The organism is Actinomadura formosensis, from assembly GCF_050948385.1.
GTDB lineage: Bacteria > Actinomycetota > Actinomycetes > Streptosporangiales > Streptosporangiaceae > Spirillospora > Spirillospora formosensis.
On record NZ_CP192011.1, the window covers coordinates 3,431,518 to 3,448,924 of the forward strand.

The following is a 17,407-nucleotide window of genomic DNA, read 5'->3' on the forward strand; positions in this document are numbered from 1 at the left end:
TGGGATTCGACACCGGGACGACCAGGGGAAACGCGTGGGACCCATCCGCCTCTCACTCGGATGGCCCAAACGGCCGGGGGCCCGGAGCTGAGCGCTCCGGGCCCCCGGCTGCGTGCGGATTGTTCGCGGACGCCCGCGCCCGGTCCAGGCCCTTGAACTCATCGACAGCCCGAAGACGGTCTTGCAAGGCCGTCCGGGCGGTCAGCAGGCGGGGATGCCCGGCGCGGGATGGTCGGCCGTCATCGCGTCGTCGACGTAGTGGGTGTTGAGCCAGCCGGAGTCGGAGCGCCCTGCCGCGGTGGGCCGGGAGATGTTGTCGGCCAGATACCAGACCCGGTTGCCATGGGGACCGACCGCGTCGCCCATCGCGTAGCAGCGTGCCCGCACGCGTTCGTTCATGTAGACGCCGAGTCCGGTGATGCGTGGGGTGTCGGCGGTGTGCGGGCTGTCGCGGAACCACACGCCGTCCGGCGGGGTCTCGCTGGTGTTCACCACGGCGTACACCGGCTGCGCCGATCTGGGCGCTGGGGCTGGAGCGGGGTCCGGGGCGATCGAGGCGGTCGGGCCGCCGGGGGTGTTCCAGTTCGAGCCGTTGCGCACGACGGCGTAGACGCCGTCGGCCTCTATGCGGCAGAGCGTGCGCTTGTACCGGTTGTTGGCGAAGGAGGTGTCGCACACCCGCCGCATCTCGGTGAGGAACCGGCTGTCGATCCAGGCCCGGCGGGTCTCGGTGCGGTCCAACTGGAGGCCGTTGCCGAAGTTGCGGTAGCCGAAGTCGTGCAGCTGGCAAGGCTGGTTGAACAGGTTCCGGTAGACGTTGGACGGACCGCCGATCTGGTCCCGGCCGCTGCAGCCGTCGTCGGTCCAGTCGAAAGCATCGTACGGCTGGGGCTTGGTGCAGCCGGGCGTGTGGTAGCCCTTGTAGACGTAGTTCTCCTTGCGGCAGCCGGCCTGCTGGAAGTCGGCCTTGCGCTTGATGAAGTCGGTGTAGCTGAGCCCGACCGTCTCGATCGCGTAGTTCTTCTGCACCTGCCGCTCGGTGGTGGTGTAAGCGTGGCCCGGCGTGGCGCTCAGCACCAAGGTCAGGCCCACGATCGTCCCCAAGGCAATGGGGACGCGCACCGTGATTCCCATGATCTTCTCCCGATCCGGATCTCCACCACGAGATCACCTTGATCGGAATTATGGAGGAAGAACCCCGCTGGAGATGTCCTCCTTTTAGGGGGCAATCCATGATGAATCTTGGCCCTATGCTCCTGCTCTAGCGGCTTAACGACGGGGGTCTGGATGAGCGCTGGACTGTTCAGTGAGGGCGACGCGGAGCACCTGGTCTCGGTGGGAGGGCGCTGTTATGTGGCCGGCATGCGGGTGTGCACCCTGATCCCGGTGGCTGTGGCGGCGGTCGGCGCCGCCGACGACCCGCGGATGCTGATCACTGTGCTCGTCGAGCTCGGTCTCCTCGCTGCATGGAGTCGTGCCTACATTTGCCAGGTCCTGGACGGCAAAGTGATCGGCCCGTCAATCGTCGACGCGGCCGTTCTGTGCGTCCTCATGATTACAACACCGTTGATCGTATCGAAAGGATGGTTGGTCATGAGGAGTTCCTGGTTGAGACCTTTTACAACTTTTGGGGCGGTTGGGTACCAGTATTCGACTCCCTGGCCTCTTGGGGTCGGTCTGGGCGCTGTGGTGTGTTTCGTCGGCTCGGCCGCCACCGTGGCGGCCCAGCCGGGGCCGCTGGGCCTCGACGATGTCATCACCGCCGTGTGGACGTTCCTGTCGGTCATGCTCGCGCGGCTGCTGTGGACCCTGGTGGTCGGCGCGGGACGCAAGGTGGACGCTGTCTTCGCCGACACGGCCCGGGCCCGTCGCGAGCGGGCTGTGGCCGACGGCATCCGCGCCGACCAGCTCGCCATCAACATGGCTCTACACGACACTGCGGCCGCCACGTTGCTGATGGTCGGGCTTGGCCGGGTCGACGACCCCGGCCAGCTGCGCCGCCGGGCCACGCGCGATCTGGAGATGCTCAGCGCTATCCGGTCCGGCACCCCACCCGATGTCCAGATCGACCTGGCCGGTGAACTGCGGAGCCTCGGCGAGATCGAGGGGATCGACGTGGTCTACCTCGGGCCGGGCCAGCTGAAGATCGCCGCCGGAGCAGGCCGGGCGCTGGCCGGTGCCGCCGCCGAGGCCCTCGCGAACGTCCGGCGGCACGCCGGGACTGACATCGCGCTGATCAAGGTGACCGGCTCGCCAGAGCGTGTCGGGGTCGAGATCCGCGACCGAGGCTGCGGATTCGACCCGGCAGCGGTCTCCTCGACCAGGCGCGGTATCCGCGGATCCATCCTCGACAGGATCGCCGCAGCGGGCGGATCCGCCGAGGTCGAATCGGCCCCCGGTCAGGGAACCGCGGTGCGGCTGGTGTGGCCCGATGCATGAAACCCCCGATGCCGCCTACGCCGCCCACCGGCTGTTGAGAGGACTCCGGATCGCGGTCACAGCCATCTGCGCATCGGTCATGCTGACCGCGAGCCTTCCACGCAAACTGGGCGTCTACCATCCGCTCTGGCCGCAGGCCATCGCGTTCGGCACGCTCGCGGCGCTGCTGCTCCTTGAACTGGTACTGCTCGCCCGGGGCAGGCCCTGGGGCCGCTGGTGGATCCCCGGCATCGCCGTCGCGCTCGGTGCTTCGACCCTATCGACCTGGTCGCTCGCATCTGAACACGTCGTGTCGACCGCGAACTGGGGGTTCGGGACGACGGGCTGGGTGTTGCTGGTCCTGCTGACCGGGCAACGCCTCGAGCTGATCGTCGCCTTCCTTGGCGCCCACGCCTGTGTGACGATCCTGCGGGTACTGGTGCTCGGCCCATCCGACCCGCAGTCCCTGCTGCGGCTGCTGGCGGTCTCGGTTGGCACGATCGGCTTCCCCTTGGCGGCGGGCATCGCCACCGCCGTCCTGCGCGACGTCGCCGAACGCGCCCACGCGGCCAGTCTGGAGGCCGCCGCGATCCGGACCGAAGAGGAACTCATCAGCAGGCGCCACGCATCGCGCCAAGACCGCTCCGCCGACATCCAGAAGGGCGTCGAACCCCTGCTGCGCCAGCTTGCCGATGGCACCCTCGCCACCGACGATCCGGAGGTCCGGCGGGAATGCGAGTTCCAGGCCGCCAGGATGCGGCGGCAGTTCGCCGAGACAGACCTCGTCGCCGACCCCCTCCTTCACGGACTGCGCCAGGGCGCCGACATCGCCGAGCGCCGCCATGTCATCGTGCAGTTGGATACAGCCGGCTCCTGGGACGAACCGCCCCAGCAAGTGCGCCGGGCGCTGGCTGAGGCCCCGCTCTGGCTCCTGTCGACAGCGACTTCGTCGGCGAGCATCACTGTCTTGGGGTCCGACGGCGAACTCACCGTCCACGTCCGGGTCGACGGCGTTGTGAACCCCGAGGACGTGCCCGTCCCTGACCTGCCCGAGGTAACGCAGCGGGTCTTTACCGACACCAACTCGACCTGGATCGAGGTGCTATGGCTGACAAGCACGTGACCGCCGTCGTGATCGACGACCATCCTGTCCTCCGAGGCGGGATCGCGTCCTTGTGCCGCAACAGCGACCCGCCGATCGACGTTGTCGCCACCGGCTCAGACATCGACACCGCGTTTAAAGGGCCGGCCCTCAAGGCCGACGTCGTCATCCTCGACCTTCACCTGGAGACTCCAGACCCATCCCTGCAGGGGCTCCGCACCCTCGTCGAAACCAAGCGCAACGTCGTCATCTACACCCACGACGTCAACCTCACCACCGCCCGGCGCTGCATCCGGTACGGCGCCAAAGCCTATGTGACCAAGGGAGAGGCCGAGGAACACCTCATGCACGCAGTCCGAGACGCGGTTGCCGGACTCCGTTACACCACCCCCACGGTGAGTGCAGCCATGCTCTCCGACCCCCAGTTCCCCCGCGTAAAACTGGCCGATCAGGAACTCAGAGCACTCAAGGGCTGGTTCGCCCTCAAGTCCATGCGCTTGGTCGCCGACTCCATGAACGTTACCCAGAGCACGGTGAAGACTTACATCGATCGGGCTCGCGACAAGTACGAGGCCGCCGGACAGCCAGCCCCGAACAGCTTCGCCCTCATCAGGCGGGCCCTTGAAGACGGACTGATCGACCTCTCCGAACTCGGGAGCGGCGACTGGCGCGGATGAGCGGCCCCACCGGGGGAGCAGCGGTCCGGCGTTGGATCACGTTCTGTTCGACGTCTCTGGTGGACCGAGACGAGCGGACCTGGCGCACAATTCAGCTGCCGGAGTTCATCGCTGCCGGGGTAGACGTGCGTTTTGCCTGCGAGGTACTCCCGCATCACGATGTGGCCGAATGATGAACGGCCGAATCAGGTCACCAGAGCAGCAGTCATGACGGATCGTTCATGAAACCGCATCCGAAGCCGTAGGTGAAGGATGGGCGGTCAGGGACCCGGCAAAGTTCTGAAATGAGGTGTGACCTGGGACGTTCATGCGGTCTGGAGCAGTGCGAGGGTGCGTTGTGGGTCGCGGGCGTGGTGGCGGTTGGCGGCGGCGATGTTGTGGTGCCCGTCGAGGCGGAGCAGGCTGATCGCCAGGTTGCGCAGCGTGGTCATTACGCGGGGCGCGTTCCCGGTCCTGACCAGGGATTTGTCCTCTTGGTAGGTGACGTCGCGGACCCAGTGGAGCCGGTTTTCGATGTGCCAGTGACCTCTTACCCATGACGCCAGGGTCGCCGGGTCGGCGGCCCGGCCGTCGGCGCTGGTGACCAGGTAGACCACCTCGACCGTCTTCTTCCCGCGCCGGGTGACGGTCCTGCGCAGCTGCGCGACCTGGGCTGCGCCGGTGAACCCGGTCCATGCCGGGGCGGAGGCGACTTTGATCGTGCGGCGGGTCCGGCGGCCATGGCCCGTGGTCACCGTCGAGACCGCCGGGATCTGGGCCCAGGGCGGCTTCTTCAGCCGCCGGTACAGGCCGGGCATGTTGCCCTTGACCGTCATCACGTAGTCCGCGCCCCGGCCGACGACCAGTTCGGCGGTGCCGGTCTGGGTGTGGAAGGCGTCCATGGTGATCACCGCCCCGGTCAGATCGGTGAAGGCCCGCAGCAGGTCCCGGACGGCGGGGATCTCGTTCGACCTGGCCGCGACCGCGACCTGCCCGAGCACCGCACCGGCGCCGTGCGCCAGGGCCGCGACCAGATGCGGAGCCTTCCCGCCCTCGCGCTTGGCGCCGCGGACGGTCTTGCCGTCGACCGCGATCACCAGCCGGCCGCTCACCCGCACAGCCCGGGTCCACAGCCAGGCCCCCAGGACCGCGTCCAGCCTGCCGGCATCCAGAGCGGCGAACGCCCGCCGGAACGTCGATTCCTCCGCCGCCCCGCGGGTCGCGCCCAGCGCGTCCAGTACCTGGTCACCGGCGTCGGCGGCCCATTGCCCGATCGCGGTGAACGAACGCGACCCGGCCACCACTGCCGCGATCCCCACCGCGAGCACGCTCGCGAGGGTGTGGCGCCGGCCGCGCCTGCGGCGGGGATCAGGCACCTGCGCGAGCAGATCCAGCAGGTACTGGCCACGGGCGGCAGAAACACAGGAGAATGTCATCGGCGGGTGGGCCCTCGCAGCGGCGATGGTGAGCGTCAGAACTTCCATCGAACCGCGCGCGGCCCACCCGCCACGCGTGAACCCGCAAACCCCCGCCTACCGGACCAGCGAACCCGCAGGTCACACCCTCACTTCACGACCTTGCCGGATCCCTGGGGCGGAAGCCGTAGGACACCGGCTGAAGGTCCGCCTCGAAGATCGGTTCCAGCACCAGCGCAAGGGCGGCCTGCACGAGCCTGTCCATCGCGGACGCGATGCCCAGGCGCCTGAACTTCCCCGGTGACCCGGCCTTGGGGATCATGCGTTCCCGGACCGGCAACGGGGTGAACGTACGGGCCTTGAGCTGTTCGCCCGTGTCGTTCGGGAACGCCGTGACCTCGGTCTTGCCGCCGGTGGCGGCCGGGGCGACCCGGTCCACTCCCGGCGAGCGTGCGCCCTTGTTGCCGCTCACCCTCGCCCACGCGACCGTGAGGAAGTCGGGGTGATGGATGAGGTTGTACAGATCATCGAACCGGCGACCTGGATCGTTGGCCGCCCACAGGTGCAGCTTGGCCTGTATCCGTCGTACCCGTCGCTCCGCCCAGAACGGGGCGGGCCACGGCTCGCCGGTATTCACCGGCGTCTCCGCCCATTGCAGTGTCTCGCGTGCGTGAATCCGCTGGACCCCTTCGCCATGCGCACGGGCTTTCCCCGGCTCGGACTACTACGGGTCCTCCGCCCCCAAGGCCGTCGGCGGACAACACGCCAACCCGCTCCATCCCGGCCTGGACGGCCGAGCACGGGCGGGAACCCGGGGGCGGTTCCCACGTTCACCATGAACCGATCGTCGGGTGAGGCGGCCGGCCATGCCCCTGCGGTATCGCCACCACCACGCCGCAGACCTTCACCGTGGCCTCCCGGCCGGCGACCTGAAACCGGCCCGGGAGTTCCCCACCCCGTGATGAGAGGGCGGGTGCGCACCGCGATCCAGCCCATATCCACCGGATTACGAGCTGGCGGGAAACTTGAGGGGCGCCACAGCGCTGCTTCCTCTCGTCCACCTTCCCGTCTCGCTTGCCGGGCCCGGACCATCCGGTAGTACTGGCCCGTCCCGTCGTTGTCGGGGCTGCTGGCCGGCCTCACCGGCGTTCCCCGGATCGGCCTGCCCCCAGCTTCGTTACGCTGCCGCGACAGCACAGCGGCGGAGACCTTTCACCTCCGCTCGGTTGCACGGCGCCCCGTGGCGCTCCAGATCGCCCTCCCAGCGACCGGGCACGGCCCGGTCGTCGGCCTCGGCGGGCCGCCGGCTGATCACCACTTGGTCGGTGACGAACTTCTTGCCCGGCCCCGAGCGCGGGCCTGGGGCACCCGCAACGCTCGGCCGGTCCGCAGGCACGTCGTCAGCTCGCGCCGCAGCGCCTCGCGGCCCTGGATGTACAGGGCCTGGTAGGCCCTGTGCTCGGGTAGCTACGGCAGAGGGACAAGTAGCGTTGAGTAGTCGCCGTGCCCCTGAGTGACAGCTTGGGGTTGTTGCTGCCGGTGGGCGGGCACCGCCCGCGATCCTGGCGTCAGGACGAACGACGGGGTCATACCGTCATGGTGCAGACGAAGCCGAGGCCGGCCAGTCCTTCGGCCTGGCAAAGCCGGTCGGAGGCGTCGCTGGCGGTGGCCTGCAGCAACTGGTGGTCGGCGCCGTTGGCGCTGCCCCAATGCATGGCCGCGCGCCGCAACAGGCGGCCGAGGCCGAGGCCCCGGTACTCGGGCAGCACACCGAACTGCGGCAGCGGCCGGGCCTTGCCGATCGGGTCGGGCATAGTCTCCGTGGGGCCGATGGCGCCCACCACGAGGCCGTCGCGGACGGCGGTCGGGACGGGCCGACGCTGTGGATCCGGGAGTGCAGGAAGGCGAAGCCCTCGCCGGCGAGCTTCTCGCCGAAGGTGCCGAAGGTGGCGCGCGCGGGCTCGGGCAGGGTGTCCAGGTGCTCGATCCCGTCGACAGGTAGGGCCGGCTGGTCGAAGGTGTGGAGCTGGACGCGGGTGAAAGCGGCCACCGGGTCGGGGTCGGCCTGGAACCAGACCACGCGGGCAGTGGCGACGTCGTGGTCAGCGGCACCGGGGGCCTGGTACTGCGCGCCACTGCCGCCCTGGACCCCGCACGCGCGGGCCTGATCCTGGTCCCCGGCGCCTCGGGCCGCGTGGGAGAGCCCGGCGAGGTCCCCGACCACGACGCGGCGGCCGGGGAATGGCAGCAGGACGAATTCATCCCCGTACTGCTGGGCCGCGCCCTGACGACCGAGCTGCCCACACTGCTGAAGGCAGCTGGGGACAACCCCGAGGTGACGCTCAGCGCGGTGTGCGGCGGCTCGCTCGTCCTGGCCATGGCCGGCCTGCTGGAGGGCCGCTACGCCACCACCCACCACATGGGCCTGGACATGCTCGACGCCACCGGCGTCCACGCGGTCAGCGCCCGCGTCGTCGACGACGGTGACCTCGTCACCGGGGCCGGTGTCACCTCCGGCCTCGACCTGGGCCTGTACCTGCTGGAGCGCATGGTAGGCCCCCAGATCGCCCACGCTGTCGAAGAACTATTCGCCCATGAGCGCCGCGGCACCGTCTGGCGCCACGAAGGCCCCGTGCCCGCCGGCCTCTGACCACACATGCCGCCCCGCACTTCAACCGCACCGCACTCGTGAGGAAGAACAGCACCATGGCCGCAGAAGGCGTCTGGGACCTGTCCATCTCCACCCCGATCGGCAGGATCGAAGCCGTGGTCGAATTCGCCCGGCAGGACGGTGTCCTGACCGGGGCAGCCCACGGGGCAGGAGAGAACGTCCCGCTCAGCGATATCGCCCTCGATGGTGACCGACTCACCTGGAGGCAGGCCATCACCAAGCCCCTCCGCCTGAACCCGGCCTTCGCGGTCACGGTCGATGGCGACACCCTGACCGGCACGTCCAAGGCCGGACGTCTTCCGGCCTCGAAGGTCACCGGCCGACGCCGTACTGTCCCAGCGGCCGTGGAACACTGACCATGACGAAACTTCTCCTCTCCCCGCACGTCCTGGCGGCGGTACCGGCCATAGGACCAGTCGCAGTCGCCGCGAGTATGTTCCCCAAAGCGCTGCGTCGCGCTCACAGCGCCCCGGATGACCGTGAGGCGCTCGCTGCCCTGCAAACCTTGCACCGCATCTGCCGCGTCTACGCCGGCATCGGCATCGCGGTTCCCGTCTTCGGGTTCGCCACGGCCAGCGGCCTTGGCGCCCTCGGCAGCGGGTGGCCGATCACCTCGATCGGCCTGACCACCGCAGCGGCCGCCATCCTGGGCCTGCTGATCCTGCCCGCCCAGGACAACGCCCTCACCGCCGCGCAGGCCCTCGGCCGCAGGTCAGCGATGTCTCCAGCGGCCGCCTCGGGAGTCACGCCTGGGTCCTCATCGCGGCGCGGATCCAGCCGCGCCTCAGGCGCGCCGAGCCGTACTCGGTGAACGTCTCGGCACATCCGGCTCGTTCGGCGTGCCCAGGTCCCCGCTCGCACACGGTAGCGATCCACGTACGGCCTCCCGCCCAGCTGGAGTCCAGGCCGGCCGGCCCCCGCTCGTTGTGAACCCCCGGACCGCCGGCTCCTGTGTCCGGGATGGGACGGAGATGGAGATTCGGTTGCGGGGTGGGGCGGGAACCGTTTGACTGATCTGCCGTGGGCTGGATGAAACGCTTTCGAAGCAGGGCCCGGACTGACGCGGCTGGGAGGCGTGCGCCTTGGTAGCGTCCTTCATCGGCTTCGTCCTGCTGGTCGGGGTAATCGGCTCACTCCTCTGGCTCGGCGTGAGGGCGTTGCGCGGGCACTCGGCGCGGCAGGCGGAGCGCTGGGCCCTTCGGCAGGAGGCCGTGCAGGGCCTTCGCCTCCGGGACGGGCGAGACGGCCACCTCGCCTATGTCGAGCGCGTTTACCAGCGCGCCAGGACCGGCGCCAAAGCGATCATCGTCTGGGACGCCACCGGCACCCGGCAGGACGCGTGGTTTCACGACTGGCCCGGCATCTCCGCCGGGACCTACCTTCTCCTCGTCGGAACCACCGGCTATGGCCCCCATAACCACAACCCTCAAGTTTACTACGTCCGCCCCCACCAGGTCCTCACCATGATCTGAGCGCTACGGACTCTGGTGTGAAGCGGTGGGGCAGAGCCTGTCGCCGCCGCGGTCCTCGGTCATGCCCCTAGGAATGGACTGTGAACCGGCTCCCGGTACACGGCGAGCAACGGCTTCCCGGCGTACGCCGGGCGCTGCTCGCGCGCGACCTCTCAGCGGACTCGCCCGCGTGTGGCCGGGGGCCGGGACGAGTCCGGCGTGCCGCCGTCCGGACGGCCCGGAAGAGCCGTGCGTGCCCAGGCGCGTACTGCCGCAAGCGGTTTCGGTCACAGACCGGCGGGATTGCGCGGATCAAACCGGGACCGGCCGCGCGGCTCCGGCGCGGTGGACCTTGAGGTTGTTGGTCATGAGGTGTGCTCCTTGAGCTTGAGGGCAATGGCGGTGCCGACGGCGGCGTCCTGGACGCCGAGGCCGGTCAGGTCGGCGATGGTGATGTCGGCGGGCGAGGCGCGGCCGGGCGTTCTCCCGGCGAGAACGTCGCCGAGCGCGACGACGCGTGGCCTTTCGGGGTCGGTGTACTGCAACTCGCCGTTGCGGCGGGCCTGGTTGATGTCGTCGGCGGCCAACAAGTCGGCCGCGGCCAGGACCGAGGGGGCGAGTTCCCGTTTGCCGGGCTGGTCGGCTCCCACCGCGGTGATGTGCGCGCCGTGGGACAGCCACTCGCGGTAGATGTGCGGCTGGCGGGTGGGAGTCGCCGTGGTGATGATCCCGGCGCCGCGGACGGCCTGTTCGGCCGAGGAGGCGACGGTGACCTTCCAGCCGTGCAGGGTGCGCATGTGCTCGGCGAAATCGGAGGCCTTGGCGTGGTTTGGGCCGTAGACGCGCAGTTCTTCGACCTCGCGCAGTTCCAGCAGGGCCTGCATCTGCGCGCGGCCTTGCATGCCGGGGCCGATGACCGCGGCGACGCGAGCGTCGGACCGGGCCAGGGCGTGGGTGGCCAGGGCGCCTGCGGCGGCGGTGCGGGCCTCGGTGAGGTAGCCGTTGTCCAGGGCGACCGCGACGGGGAACCCGGTGGTGGCGTCAGCGATGATGCTGAGCCCGGAGGCGACCGGCAGGCCCTTGTCGCCGTTGCCGTAGAAGCCGGTGGCGAACTTGACGGCGAAGTACTCGGCGCCGTGCTGCCATGCGCCCTTGACGTGGACCTCGCCGCGGGAGGCGGGGATGTCCAGGTGCCAGGGGTCGGGCTGGGTGACCTCACCCTGGGCTTGGGCGATGAGGGCGTCCCGGGTGACGTCCAGCGCTTCGGACAAGGGCAGCAGCTCGCGGACCTGCTCTTCGGTAAGGACGGCGGGGCGGGTCATGACTGCGCCTCCAGGTAGGTGGGAAGGGGGATGTTCCGGCCCGCCAGGACGGCGACGACCGTGCCCGTCGGCTGGACGCGCCCGGCCAGGATCGGGCAGGCTCCGGCGCCTTCGACGGTCAGGCCGTGCCCGGTGAACGGCCACCGCATCGCCGCTAGGAGCTCCGCGTCGGTGCCCGAGGTGAACTCCGCGTCCTGCAAGAGCGAGGGGGTGATGCAGCCGGCCTCGATATGGCCCGTGATCCCGTCTGCGACCGGCGGCCTGATCGGCACGTCCGCGACCGTCCCGGCCTGCACCGTGCTCGACACCCCCGGCGACTGCGCGGACCCCACTCCGGCGATCCGCATGGCGCCGCAGTGTCCTGCCCACGGGGCGAGACCGGAGGCGAGGCCCCGCCGCCGACCGGGACGACGGCCGTCGCCGCAGTCCCGCTCTTGCCCGCGGCGAACGCGGTCGCCGGACCGCGGCCGCCCGAACTCGCGGGGACCGCCTGGACGTGTCACCGCGGCCGGGCTCGGCTCCACAACGGCGCCGAGCCTCTCCAACGCCTTGTCGAGCTGCTCCGCTGTGGGCGGCGGGACCTGTCGCACCGCCGTACTGCCGGTCATGGCTTCCCTCTCCTCCAGCCTCGCGGAATGCATAATATTTCCCAAAGAGGGCAATCTGTCAATCAATAGTGCAATATGATGCATCATCATGAGTGAAGCGAATCCGTCCGCTATCGGAGAGGTCGTGGCCCGCAACCTTCGCGCCCGCAGAACCGACCGCGGCATGACCCTGGCCGAGCTGGCCGAGCGTTCGAGGATCAGCCGAAGGATGATCACCCTCGTGGAGAAGGGCGAGGGCAACCCCAGCCTCGCCACCGTCGAGCGCCTCGCCCGCGCCCTGGGCACCAGCTTCGCCGCCCTCATCGGCGCCGAACAGGGCGGCGCCCTCAAACTCGTCACCCCCAAGCAGATGGTCACCCCATGGAAGTCCAAGACCGGGCACGGGCGCGTCACCATCACCGGCCAAGGCTCCTCCGCGGTGGAGCTGTGGGACTGGCGGCTCGGCCCCGGCGAACGCTACGACGCCGTCGCCGACCCCACCGGAGCCCAGGAACTGATCTTCGTCGTCACCGGCCGGCTCGTCCTCCTGCTCGGCCGGGACCGCCACGAGCTATGCCAAGGCCACGCCGTCCGCTTCGCTAGCGACCGCACCTACACCTACCTCAACGACACCGAACGCCCCATCCGCTTCGCCCGCGTCACCATTCCCCCACCCCTTCACGGATAACCGTGCGGACCTGGCTCGTGACTGGGTTCGCCGCGCCGGCCGAGTTCATCCGCGAGCTGATCGCGGGGGCACCAAGGAGGGCTGGGGGCCGCACGGGCCCGCGGGCGGCGTCTTGGGCGGGCCGCCCGCGCGACCTCGCGTATGACGGCCGTGAAGTGGCCACTGTTGTCGGGCGCCCCTCGGCGTGCCGGTCCTGACCGGGCTACTGGGGCGACTGGTGTCGACCCTCTGGCTCGGCGCAGGGCACCGACTGGCTGGAGGAGGCCGGGCGCCACCTGCGGATGAACGACTACCGGGCCACCGTCTACGCGGCATGCCAAGCGAGGGACGCCGACGCCTCCAACTCCGAGGCGTGGAGCCTGCTGGCCTGGACCAACCTCGAGTTCCACAATGTGAACGATGCGATCGTCAAGGCCGCGCGGGCGGTGGCGCTCGCTCCACAGGAGCCCCGCCACCACCGAGAACTCGCCGAGGTCCGCGCAGCCGTCGGACGCTGGAGCCAGGCGATCGAGTCGTACAACCGGGCGCTGCACCTCGAACCCGGTCTGGAAGCGGCGCGCGTGGGCTTCACCGATCCGGTGCCGGTGAACGTAGGCGGTCTGCATGACGGATCTGGTTATCCAGTGCGTGATGCAGAAACGTCTCGATGACCTCCAGTTCGGCGACGGTGAATCGACGCAACTCCGCGAGTGCGTCGGTCGCGATCGGTCCCCGTGCGCGTTCGGCACCTTGCTCCCCGATCCGCCACCTCTCCCTGACCTGCCCCAGCAGATCTCAGGAGGTCCCGGCCATTGCGGAGATTCCAAGCTGAGTCCGCAGGTCACGGGCCGGTTGCGTCCCGCGCGGCGTGAGTGACGACGAGGGGGCTCCTGGTAGATCGAGATTTGCGACGATCTTGACCACCAGGAGCTCCGCCGTTGGGCAGCCACGACGTGGGGCGGGGGAGTTCCATGCGGCCAGGACAGTTCAGGCCGTGACTGATTGCGCGGCCTCGGTGTAGACCTCGAAAAGGCGGGGTGCGTTGTGGTGCGGCTTGTTGAGCAGTAGCGCCCAGCATTGCGCGACGAGTTCGCGAGCCTCCGTCCCGGGCCAGGGCTGTGGCAGCAGCTCGGGCGGCAGCAGGGGGTCGGGTTCCATGGCGTGGGTGAACTCGGTGGCCAGTTCGATGGCGATGGTCAGTTGTTCGGTCTCCGGCGGATCGGTCCGCAGCCGGGTCAGGTGCTTTGCGGCGATCTCGATGAGACGGATGTGCCGTTCGGCGATCTCGTCCAGCGGCCAGAGCCCCGCGGCCAGGGCCCGGGGGTCGCGTTCAGTGCCGATGCGCAGGTCGCGGCTGGTGAGAAAGGTGAGGTGATTCGTGACGCCGAGCCTGGCGGCGTCGGCTTCGATCAGGTCCTCCCAGGCGTTCGGCGATACGTAGAGGCCGTTCTGGACGGGGGCGCCGCCGAGATGGACGATCGCCTCCCGCAGCGCGTCCCGCGCGGGACGCGTCGATTCCGGGATCGCGAACCCCGCCAGGTGCCATACCCCGTCCCAAGGTGCCTCGCCGTGGTCCTGCCGGTACATGAGCCGCACGAACTCGATGTCGGGCTCGATCGACCGCCATGTCTCGGCGGTCGCCCGCAGGATGGCCTTCCGTCCGCGCCCCTCCTGGACGAAATGGCCGTCGTTTACCAGCCGCCTGATGGACAGCCGCACCTGCTGGTCGGTCATCCCCAGGTGCCCCGCCACCGTGTAGAGGTCACCGCAGTCCACGGTTCCGTCCGCGCGGACCATCGCCTCCACCAGCAACCGGCCCGGTATCTCCAGCATGACAACTATCGTACTACGTTCGTTCTTGCTACGATCGTGTCAACAATGAACGAAATGAGGTGGCCATGCGAAAACGGATTTGGGTCTCGCTGCTGACGGTGCTGGTGGTGATCGCCGGGGCGGGCGGTTGGGTGATCTACCAGCACGATTACGACCTCAGGGAGGAGAAGGTGACGATCACCGGTGGCGAGCAGCCGCTGAGGGGAGTTCTGGCGATGCCGGAGCATGGTCACGGGCCATACGGGCTGGTGGTGTTCGTTCACGGTGACGGACCGGTCGACGCCACCGCCGACGGCTTCTACCGGCCGATCTGGGAGGCGATGGCCAGGGCCGGCTATGCCTCGCTGTCCTGGAACAAGCCGGGCGTCGGCGGAGCACCGGGCAACTGGCTGCACCAGAGTATGCGGGACCGCGCGGAGGAGACCGTCGCGGCGATCGAGTGGGCCAAGCGGCGCTCCGACCTCGACCGTAACCGGATAGGGCTGTGGGGCGGCAGCCAGGCGGGCTGGGTCATGCCCAAGGCGGCGAGGCTGTCGCCCGACGTGAAGTTCCTCATCGCCGTCTCGCCCGCGATCAACTGGCTCCGGCAGGGCCGCTACAACCTGCTCGCCGAACTCCGCGCGCGGAACGCCTCACCCAGCCGGGTCAAGGCCCGGCTCGCTGAGAGTGACCGCATGCGCCGCGCACTCGGCAACGGCCAGACCTATGAGCAGTATCGGGCCGCGGGGGGTGATGTGCGCGGCATCTCGCGTGACCGGTGGACGTTCATCACCAAGAACTACACCTCGGACGCGTCCGCGGACCTGGCCGCCCTGCGGGTGCCGGTGCTGCTGATCCTTGCGGGCCACGACATCAACGTCGACGTCGCCGATACCGAGGCCGGATATCGCCATCGGTTGCGCATGCCGGGCCAACTGCGGATCCTGCGCTATCCGGCTGCCGTCCACTCACTGATGCGCAAGGACATCGAGGACTCCTCCTTCAAGACCTACGTGACCGCCATCGCCACGCCCAGGGCGCTGTTCGTCCCAGGGTTCCTACGGGACCAGCGACGGTATCTGGAAGAGGCCGAGCGTTGACCGCCATCGCCGCCCGGATCAGTGACACCGACCGCGCCGACGGATTGAGAGCCGACGGGCCCGAACCCCAATGTCGGTGAACCGCCACCCGCCGGCTCACCGTGCGGATGACGTCTGCTCCCGATCAGGAGCATGGGCTCCTCTCGGCAGGCGGACGCGCTGTCGGAGCAGCCGGACGGGTGGCGGTCCGCTCCTGAGGTTCAGCACGTTCGTGTGCTGAGCCGGCCGCAGAACCACCGCTCGCCGTTCCCGAGCCGTGGACCCTGAGACAGGCCGTGGGGTCTGCGGTCGGCCGGGGTCACGAACCGCTGATCGGATGGCGAGCCTTAGTGCCGTTGGTGAGGGTGACCTGCGGGATCGGCTGGAGCGGGAAGCGTCACGAAGTCGCGTTGCTCGCTGAGCACGGCGATACCCCCGACGACGGATCCCGGTTGCGATCGAGACCGGCCGCGGCCTGCTGGTTGCCTGCCTGCGCGCCACCGGCCGCAACGTCTGTGCCATCAACCCGCTCCTGAGGCGATCCGTACCGGGGCGCAGACGAAGGACAACCCGGCCGATCTGATCAACGTGGCGTTGAAGTGGGCAGTGGCTGAGAGGCGCGGGTGCGTGGACTCGGCCAATGGTGGCCGCAGCCGAGGCATTCCCGGTCCGGAGTTCGCTTCAGGGCCGCCGGCAGCGCCCAATGGTCTTGTCAGAGGTGGTCGCTCTTTTGGTCGTCCGCCTGCTGGACACGGCGCCACCACTGCCCCTTGTCCGTGTCGCGTACGAATACGCCGAGCTGCGGGCCAAGAAAGTGAACGTACAAAAGAGAATCATGGCCGGGGTGACCGTGTCTCGCTGCGCGGGCGCCACGGTGGTGTCGACAGCGTGGTCCAGGCACGCAGCAGCCACTCCAGTGGGCCGTAGGCGTGGTGTCGCAGCCACCATCGACTGGCCACTGCCTGCGCCGCGAACAAGGTCAGGGCGATCGCCGCGACGCCGATGGGCGGGACGCGGCCGACCAGCGCGGCCCCGAAGCCGGTGAACAGAAGGGCGCAGACCAGGGACTGCCCGAGATAGTTGGTCAGCGACATACGGCCCGCCGGCGCGAGCGCGGTGACCACGGCCTGGCCGCAGCGGCCGCGGACCATGCGGAGCACGGTCGCCGCGTAGGCGGCGGCCAGCAGGGGAGCGGTGATCACATCGAGGCCCAAGGCGAAAAGCTGGTACGCCGACTCGGGGTGGTCCAGGTTCGCGTTCGCGTACACGATGCCGCCCAGCAGCCCGGCCGTGAAGCCGACCCACTGGAGCCGCCGCAGGAGCCGCCGGTGCCGGTCGGTGTCCGCGAGGGCGCGTCGGCGTCCGGCCGCCAGGCCCAGCAGGAAAGCGGCGAGCGCGGACGGCGCCTGGAAGAAGATCAACAGGGCTGCCACGTCCGGCAGTTCCTGGAGGTGGGCGCCGATGACCGATGCCGGCCCGCCGCGCAGGGCCTCGGTCGCCTGTGCCGCGGCGGATGCCGTGGACGCGGGGATCGAGCCGGCCCCGCCCGCATGGGCGACGGCGAGCGCGAGGAGCGCGTATCCGAGGGCGGTCACCGCCGGCAGCGCCAGGGCGATCCGTATCGCGGTGCGGGGCTGGATGCGGCGCAGCGCGAGCAGGACCAGGCCGAGGACGGCGTACAGGGTGAGGATATCGCCGGGGAAGAGGACGACGGCGTGGATGACGCCGATCACGAACAGCCCGGTCAGGCGCCGCAGGAAGCGTGGCGCGAACCGGGCGCCGTGTCGCTCGGCCGAGTCGATCTGCAGCGTGAAGCTGTAGCCGAACAGGAACGAGAACAGCAGGAAGAACTTCGTCTCGAAGAGCACCGCCACCAGCCGGCGGACACCCTCGCTCAGCGGGCCGCCCAGGCCCGGGTCCTCCAGGCCGGTGCCGTGATAGGCGGAGGCCATGTAGGTGATGTTGACCGTCAGGATGCCGAGCAGCGCGAAGCCGCGCAGCGCGTCCACCTGCGCCAGCCGGGCGCCGCGACCTTGCCGCTGCTCCCATGTCGTGGGCAGGGGGCGCGGAGTGATCTTCGTGCGTCGTCGGGCGCTCACGGCACTCCTTAGAACTATCGAACTCTAAACGTTCGTTCTCCATACGATCGTACTATGATTGCTTCTAACGGTCGACAAGCGGAGGCGCGCACGACGGCCAAGCGCCGGGAGGACGAGAAGGGGCGGGG

General features: G+C 69.4%; 18 protein-coding genes and 2 pseudogenes. 11 read left to right on the forward strand and 9 right to left on the reverse strand.

The features are described from left to right. Positions 1-201: 201 nt before the first annotated feature. A complete protein-coding gene (locus tag ACQP1N_RS16115; RefSeq protein WP_433232236.1) occupies positions 202-1,134 on the reverse strand; it encodes a phospholipase A2 in 933 nt (310 codons plus the stop codon). Between the two features lie 153 nt (positions 1,135-1,287). On the opposite strand from ACQP1N_RS16115, the gene ACQP1N_RS16120 reads away from it, so the two are divergent. Genes ACQP1N_RS16120 through ACQP1N_RS16130 form a run of 3 tightly spaced genes read left to right on the forward strand, consistent with a single transcriptional unit; the run spans position 1,288 to position 4,197 of the window. After that, entirely contained in the window at positions 1,288-2,439 is a 1,152-nt protein-coding gene (locus ACQP1N_RS16120) for a sensor histidine kinase (RefSeq protein ID WP_067804982.1), read from the forward strand. Then, on the forward strand, positions 2,432-3,541 hold the full coding sequence (locus ACQP1N_RS16125; protein ID WP_433232239.1) for a hypothetical protein: 1,110 nt from the start codon (positions 2,432-2,434) through the stop codon (positions 3,539-3,541). The genes ACQP1N_RS16120 and ACQP1N_RS16125 overlap by 8 nt, the downstream gene beginning before the upstream one ends. Then, positions 3,523-4,197, forward strand: a complete 675-nt coding sequence (locus tag ACQP1N_RS16130; protein WP_067804976.1) for a response regulator — start codon at positions 3,523-3,525, stop codon at positions 4,195-4,197. The genes ACQP1N_RS16125 and ACQP1N_RS16130 overlap by 19 nt, the downstream gene beginning before the upstream one ends. A gap of 305 nt (positions 4,198-4,502) precedes the next feature. On the opposite strand, the gene ACQP1N_RS16135 is transcribed toward ACQP1N_RS16130, so the two are convergent. The 4 genes and pseudogenes from ACQP1N_RS16135 to ACQP1N_RS16150 all read right to left on the reverse strand — a co-directional run bounded on the left by ACQP1N_RS16135 (position 4,503) and on the right by ACQP1N_RS16150 (position 7,405). After that, positions 4,503-5,660, reverse strand: coding sequence for an ISAs1 family transposase (locus ACQP1N_RS16135; protein WP_433232242.1), 1,158 nt, complete (start codon positions 5,658-5,660; stop codon positions 4,503-4,505). 85 nt (positions 5,661-5,745) lie between these two features. Then, entirely contained in the window at positions 5,746-6,228 is a 483-nt protein-coding gene (locus ACQP1N_RS16140; RefSeq protein WP_433232244.1) for a hypothetical protein, read from the reverse strand. A 612-nt stretch (positions 6,229-6,840) separates the two neighbouring features. Then, a pseudogene (locus tag ACQP1N_RS16145) lies at positions 6,841-7,040 on the reverse strand (IS30 family transposase); the annotation flags it as partial. 137 nt (positions 7,041-7,177) lie between these two features. Continuing rightward, the gene (locus ACQP1N_RS16150) at positions 7,178-7,405 is read right to left on the reverse strand and encodes a GNAT family N-acetyltransferase (RefSeq protein ID WP_433232247.1); all 228 of its coding nucleotides are present in this window, start codon (positions 7,403-7,405) and stop codon (positions 7,178-7,180) included. Between the two features lie 206 nt (positions 7,406-7,611). Between ACQP1N_RS16150 and ACQP1N_RS16155 the strand changes: the two genes are divergently transcribed. From ACQP1N_RS16155 to ACQP1N_RS16170, 4 genes are all read left to right on the forward strand, one after another. Next, a complete protein-coding gene (locus tag ACQP1N_RS16155) occupies positions 7,612-8,241 on the forward strand; it encodes a DJ-1/PfpI family protein (RefSeq protein WP_242608831.1) in 630 nt (209 codons plus the stop codon). 56 nt (positions 8,242-8,297) lie between these two features. Next, positions 8,298-8,618 (forward strand): hypothetical protein, encoded by a 321-nt coding sequence (locus ACQP1N_RS16160; RefSeq protein ID WP_067804961.1) that lies wholly within the window; start codon positions 8,298-8,300, stop codon positions 8,616-8,618. A 77-nt stretch (positions 8,619-8,695) separates the two neighbouring features. After that, positions 8,696-9,073: a hypothetical protein gene (locus ACQP1N_RS16165; protein ID WP_207394054.1), complete on the forward strand. Its 378-nt coding sequence runs from the start codon at positions 8,696-8,698 to the stop codon at positions 9,071-9,073. Positions 9,074-9,344: 271 nt separating this feature from the next. Next, positions 9,345-9,734, forward strand: a complete 390-nt coding sequence (locus ACQP1N_RS16170) for a hypothetical protein (RefSeq protein ID WP_067804959.1) — start codon at positions 9,345-9,347, stop codon at positions 9,732-9,734. A gap of 344 nt (positions 9,735-10,078) precedes the next feature. Here the strand turns inward: ACQP1N_RS16170 and ACQP1N_RS16175 are convergent, their stop codons facing one another. Together ACQP1N_RS16175 and ACQP1N_RS16180 are read right to left on the reverse strand one after the other, a co-directional pair. Beyond that, a complete protein-coding gene (locus ACQP1N_RS16175) occupies positions 10,079-11,035 on the reverse strand; it encodes a hypothetical protein (protein WP_067804956.1) in 957 nt (318 codons plus the stop codon). Further along, a complete protein-coding gene (locus ACQP1N_RS16180; protein ID WP_433232251.1) occupies positions 11,032-11,643 on the reverse strand; it encodes a hypothetical protein in 612 nt (203 codons plus the stop codon). The genes ACQP1N_RS16175 and ACQP1N_RS16180 overlap by 4 nt, the downstream gene beginning before the upstream one ends. A gap of 88 nt (positions 11,644-11,731) precedes the next feature. On the opposite strand from ACQP1N_RS16180, the gene ACQP1N_RS16185 reads away from it, so the two are divergent. After that, positions 11,732-12,310, forward strand: a complete 579-nt coding sequence (locus ACQP1N_RS16185; RefSeq protein ID WP_084263364.1) for a helix-turn-helix domain-containing protein — start codon at positions 11,732-11,734, stop codon at positions 12,308-12,310. A 281-nt stretch (positions 12,311-12,591) separates the two neighbouring features. Then, positions 12,592-12,960, forward strand: a complete 369-nt coding sequence (locus tag ACQP1N_RS16190) for a hypothetical protein (RefSeq protein WP_433232254.1) — start codon at positions 12,592-12,594, stop codon at positions 12,958-12,960. Between the two features lie 316 nt (positions 12,961-13,276). On the opposite strand, the gene ACQP1N_RS16195 is transcribed toward ACQP1N_RS16190, so the two are convergent. After that, positions 13,277-14,122 (reverse strand): PaaX family transcriptional regulator C-terminal domain-containing protein, encoded by an 846-nt coding sequence (locus tag ACQP1N_RS16195; RefSeq protein WP_433232256.1) that lies wholly within the window; start codon positions 14,120-14,122, stop codon positions 13,277-13,279. A gap of 65 nt (positions 14,123-14,187) precedes the next feature. Between ACQP1N_RS16195 and ACQP1N_RS16200 the strand changes: the two genes are divergently transcribed. Beyond that, positions 14,188-15,201, forward strand: coding sequence for an alpha/beta hydrolase family protein (locus tag ACQP1N_RS16200; protein WP_433232258.1), 1,014 nt, complete (start codon positions 14,188-14,190; stop codon positions 15,199-15,201). Positions 15,202-15,539: 338 nt separating this feature from the next. Further along, positions 15,540-15,712, forward strand: a pseudogene (locus ACQP1N_RS16205) (IS110 family transposase); the annotation flags it as partial. A 301-nt stretch (positions 15,713-16,013) separates the two neighbouring features. On the opposite strand, the gene ACQP1N_RS16210 reads toward ACQP1N_RS16205, so the two are convergent. Then, entirely contained in the window at positions 16,014-17,279 is a 1,266-nt protein-coding gene (locus ACQP1N_RS16210) for a DUF418 domain-containing protein (protein WP_433232260.1), read from the reverse strand. Positions 17,280-17,407 lie beyond the last annotated feature (128 nt).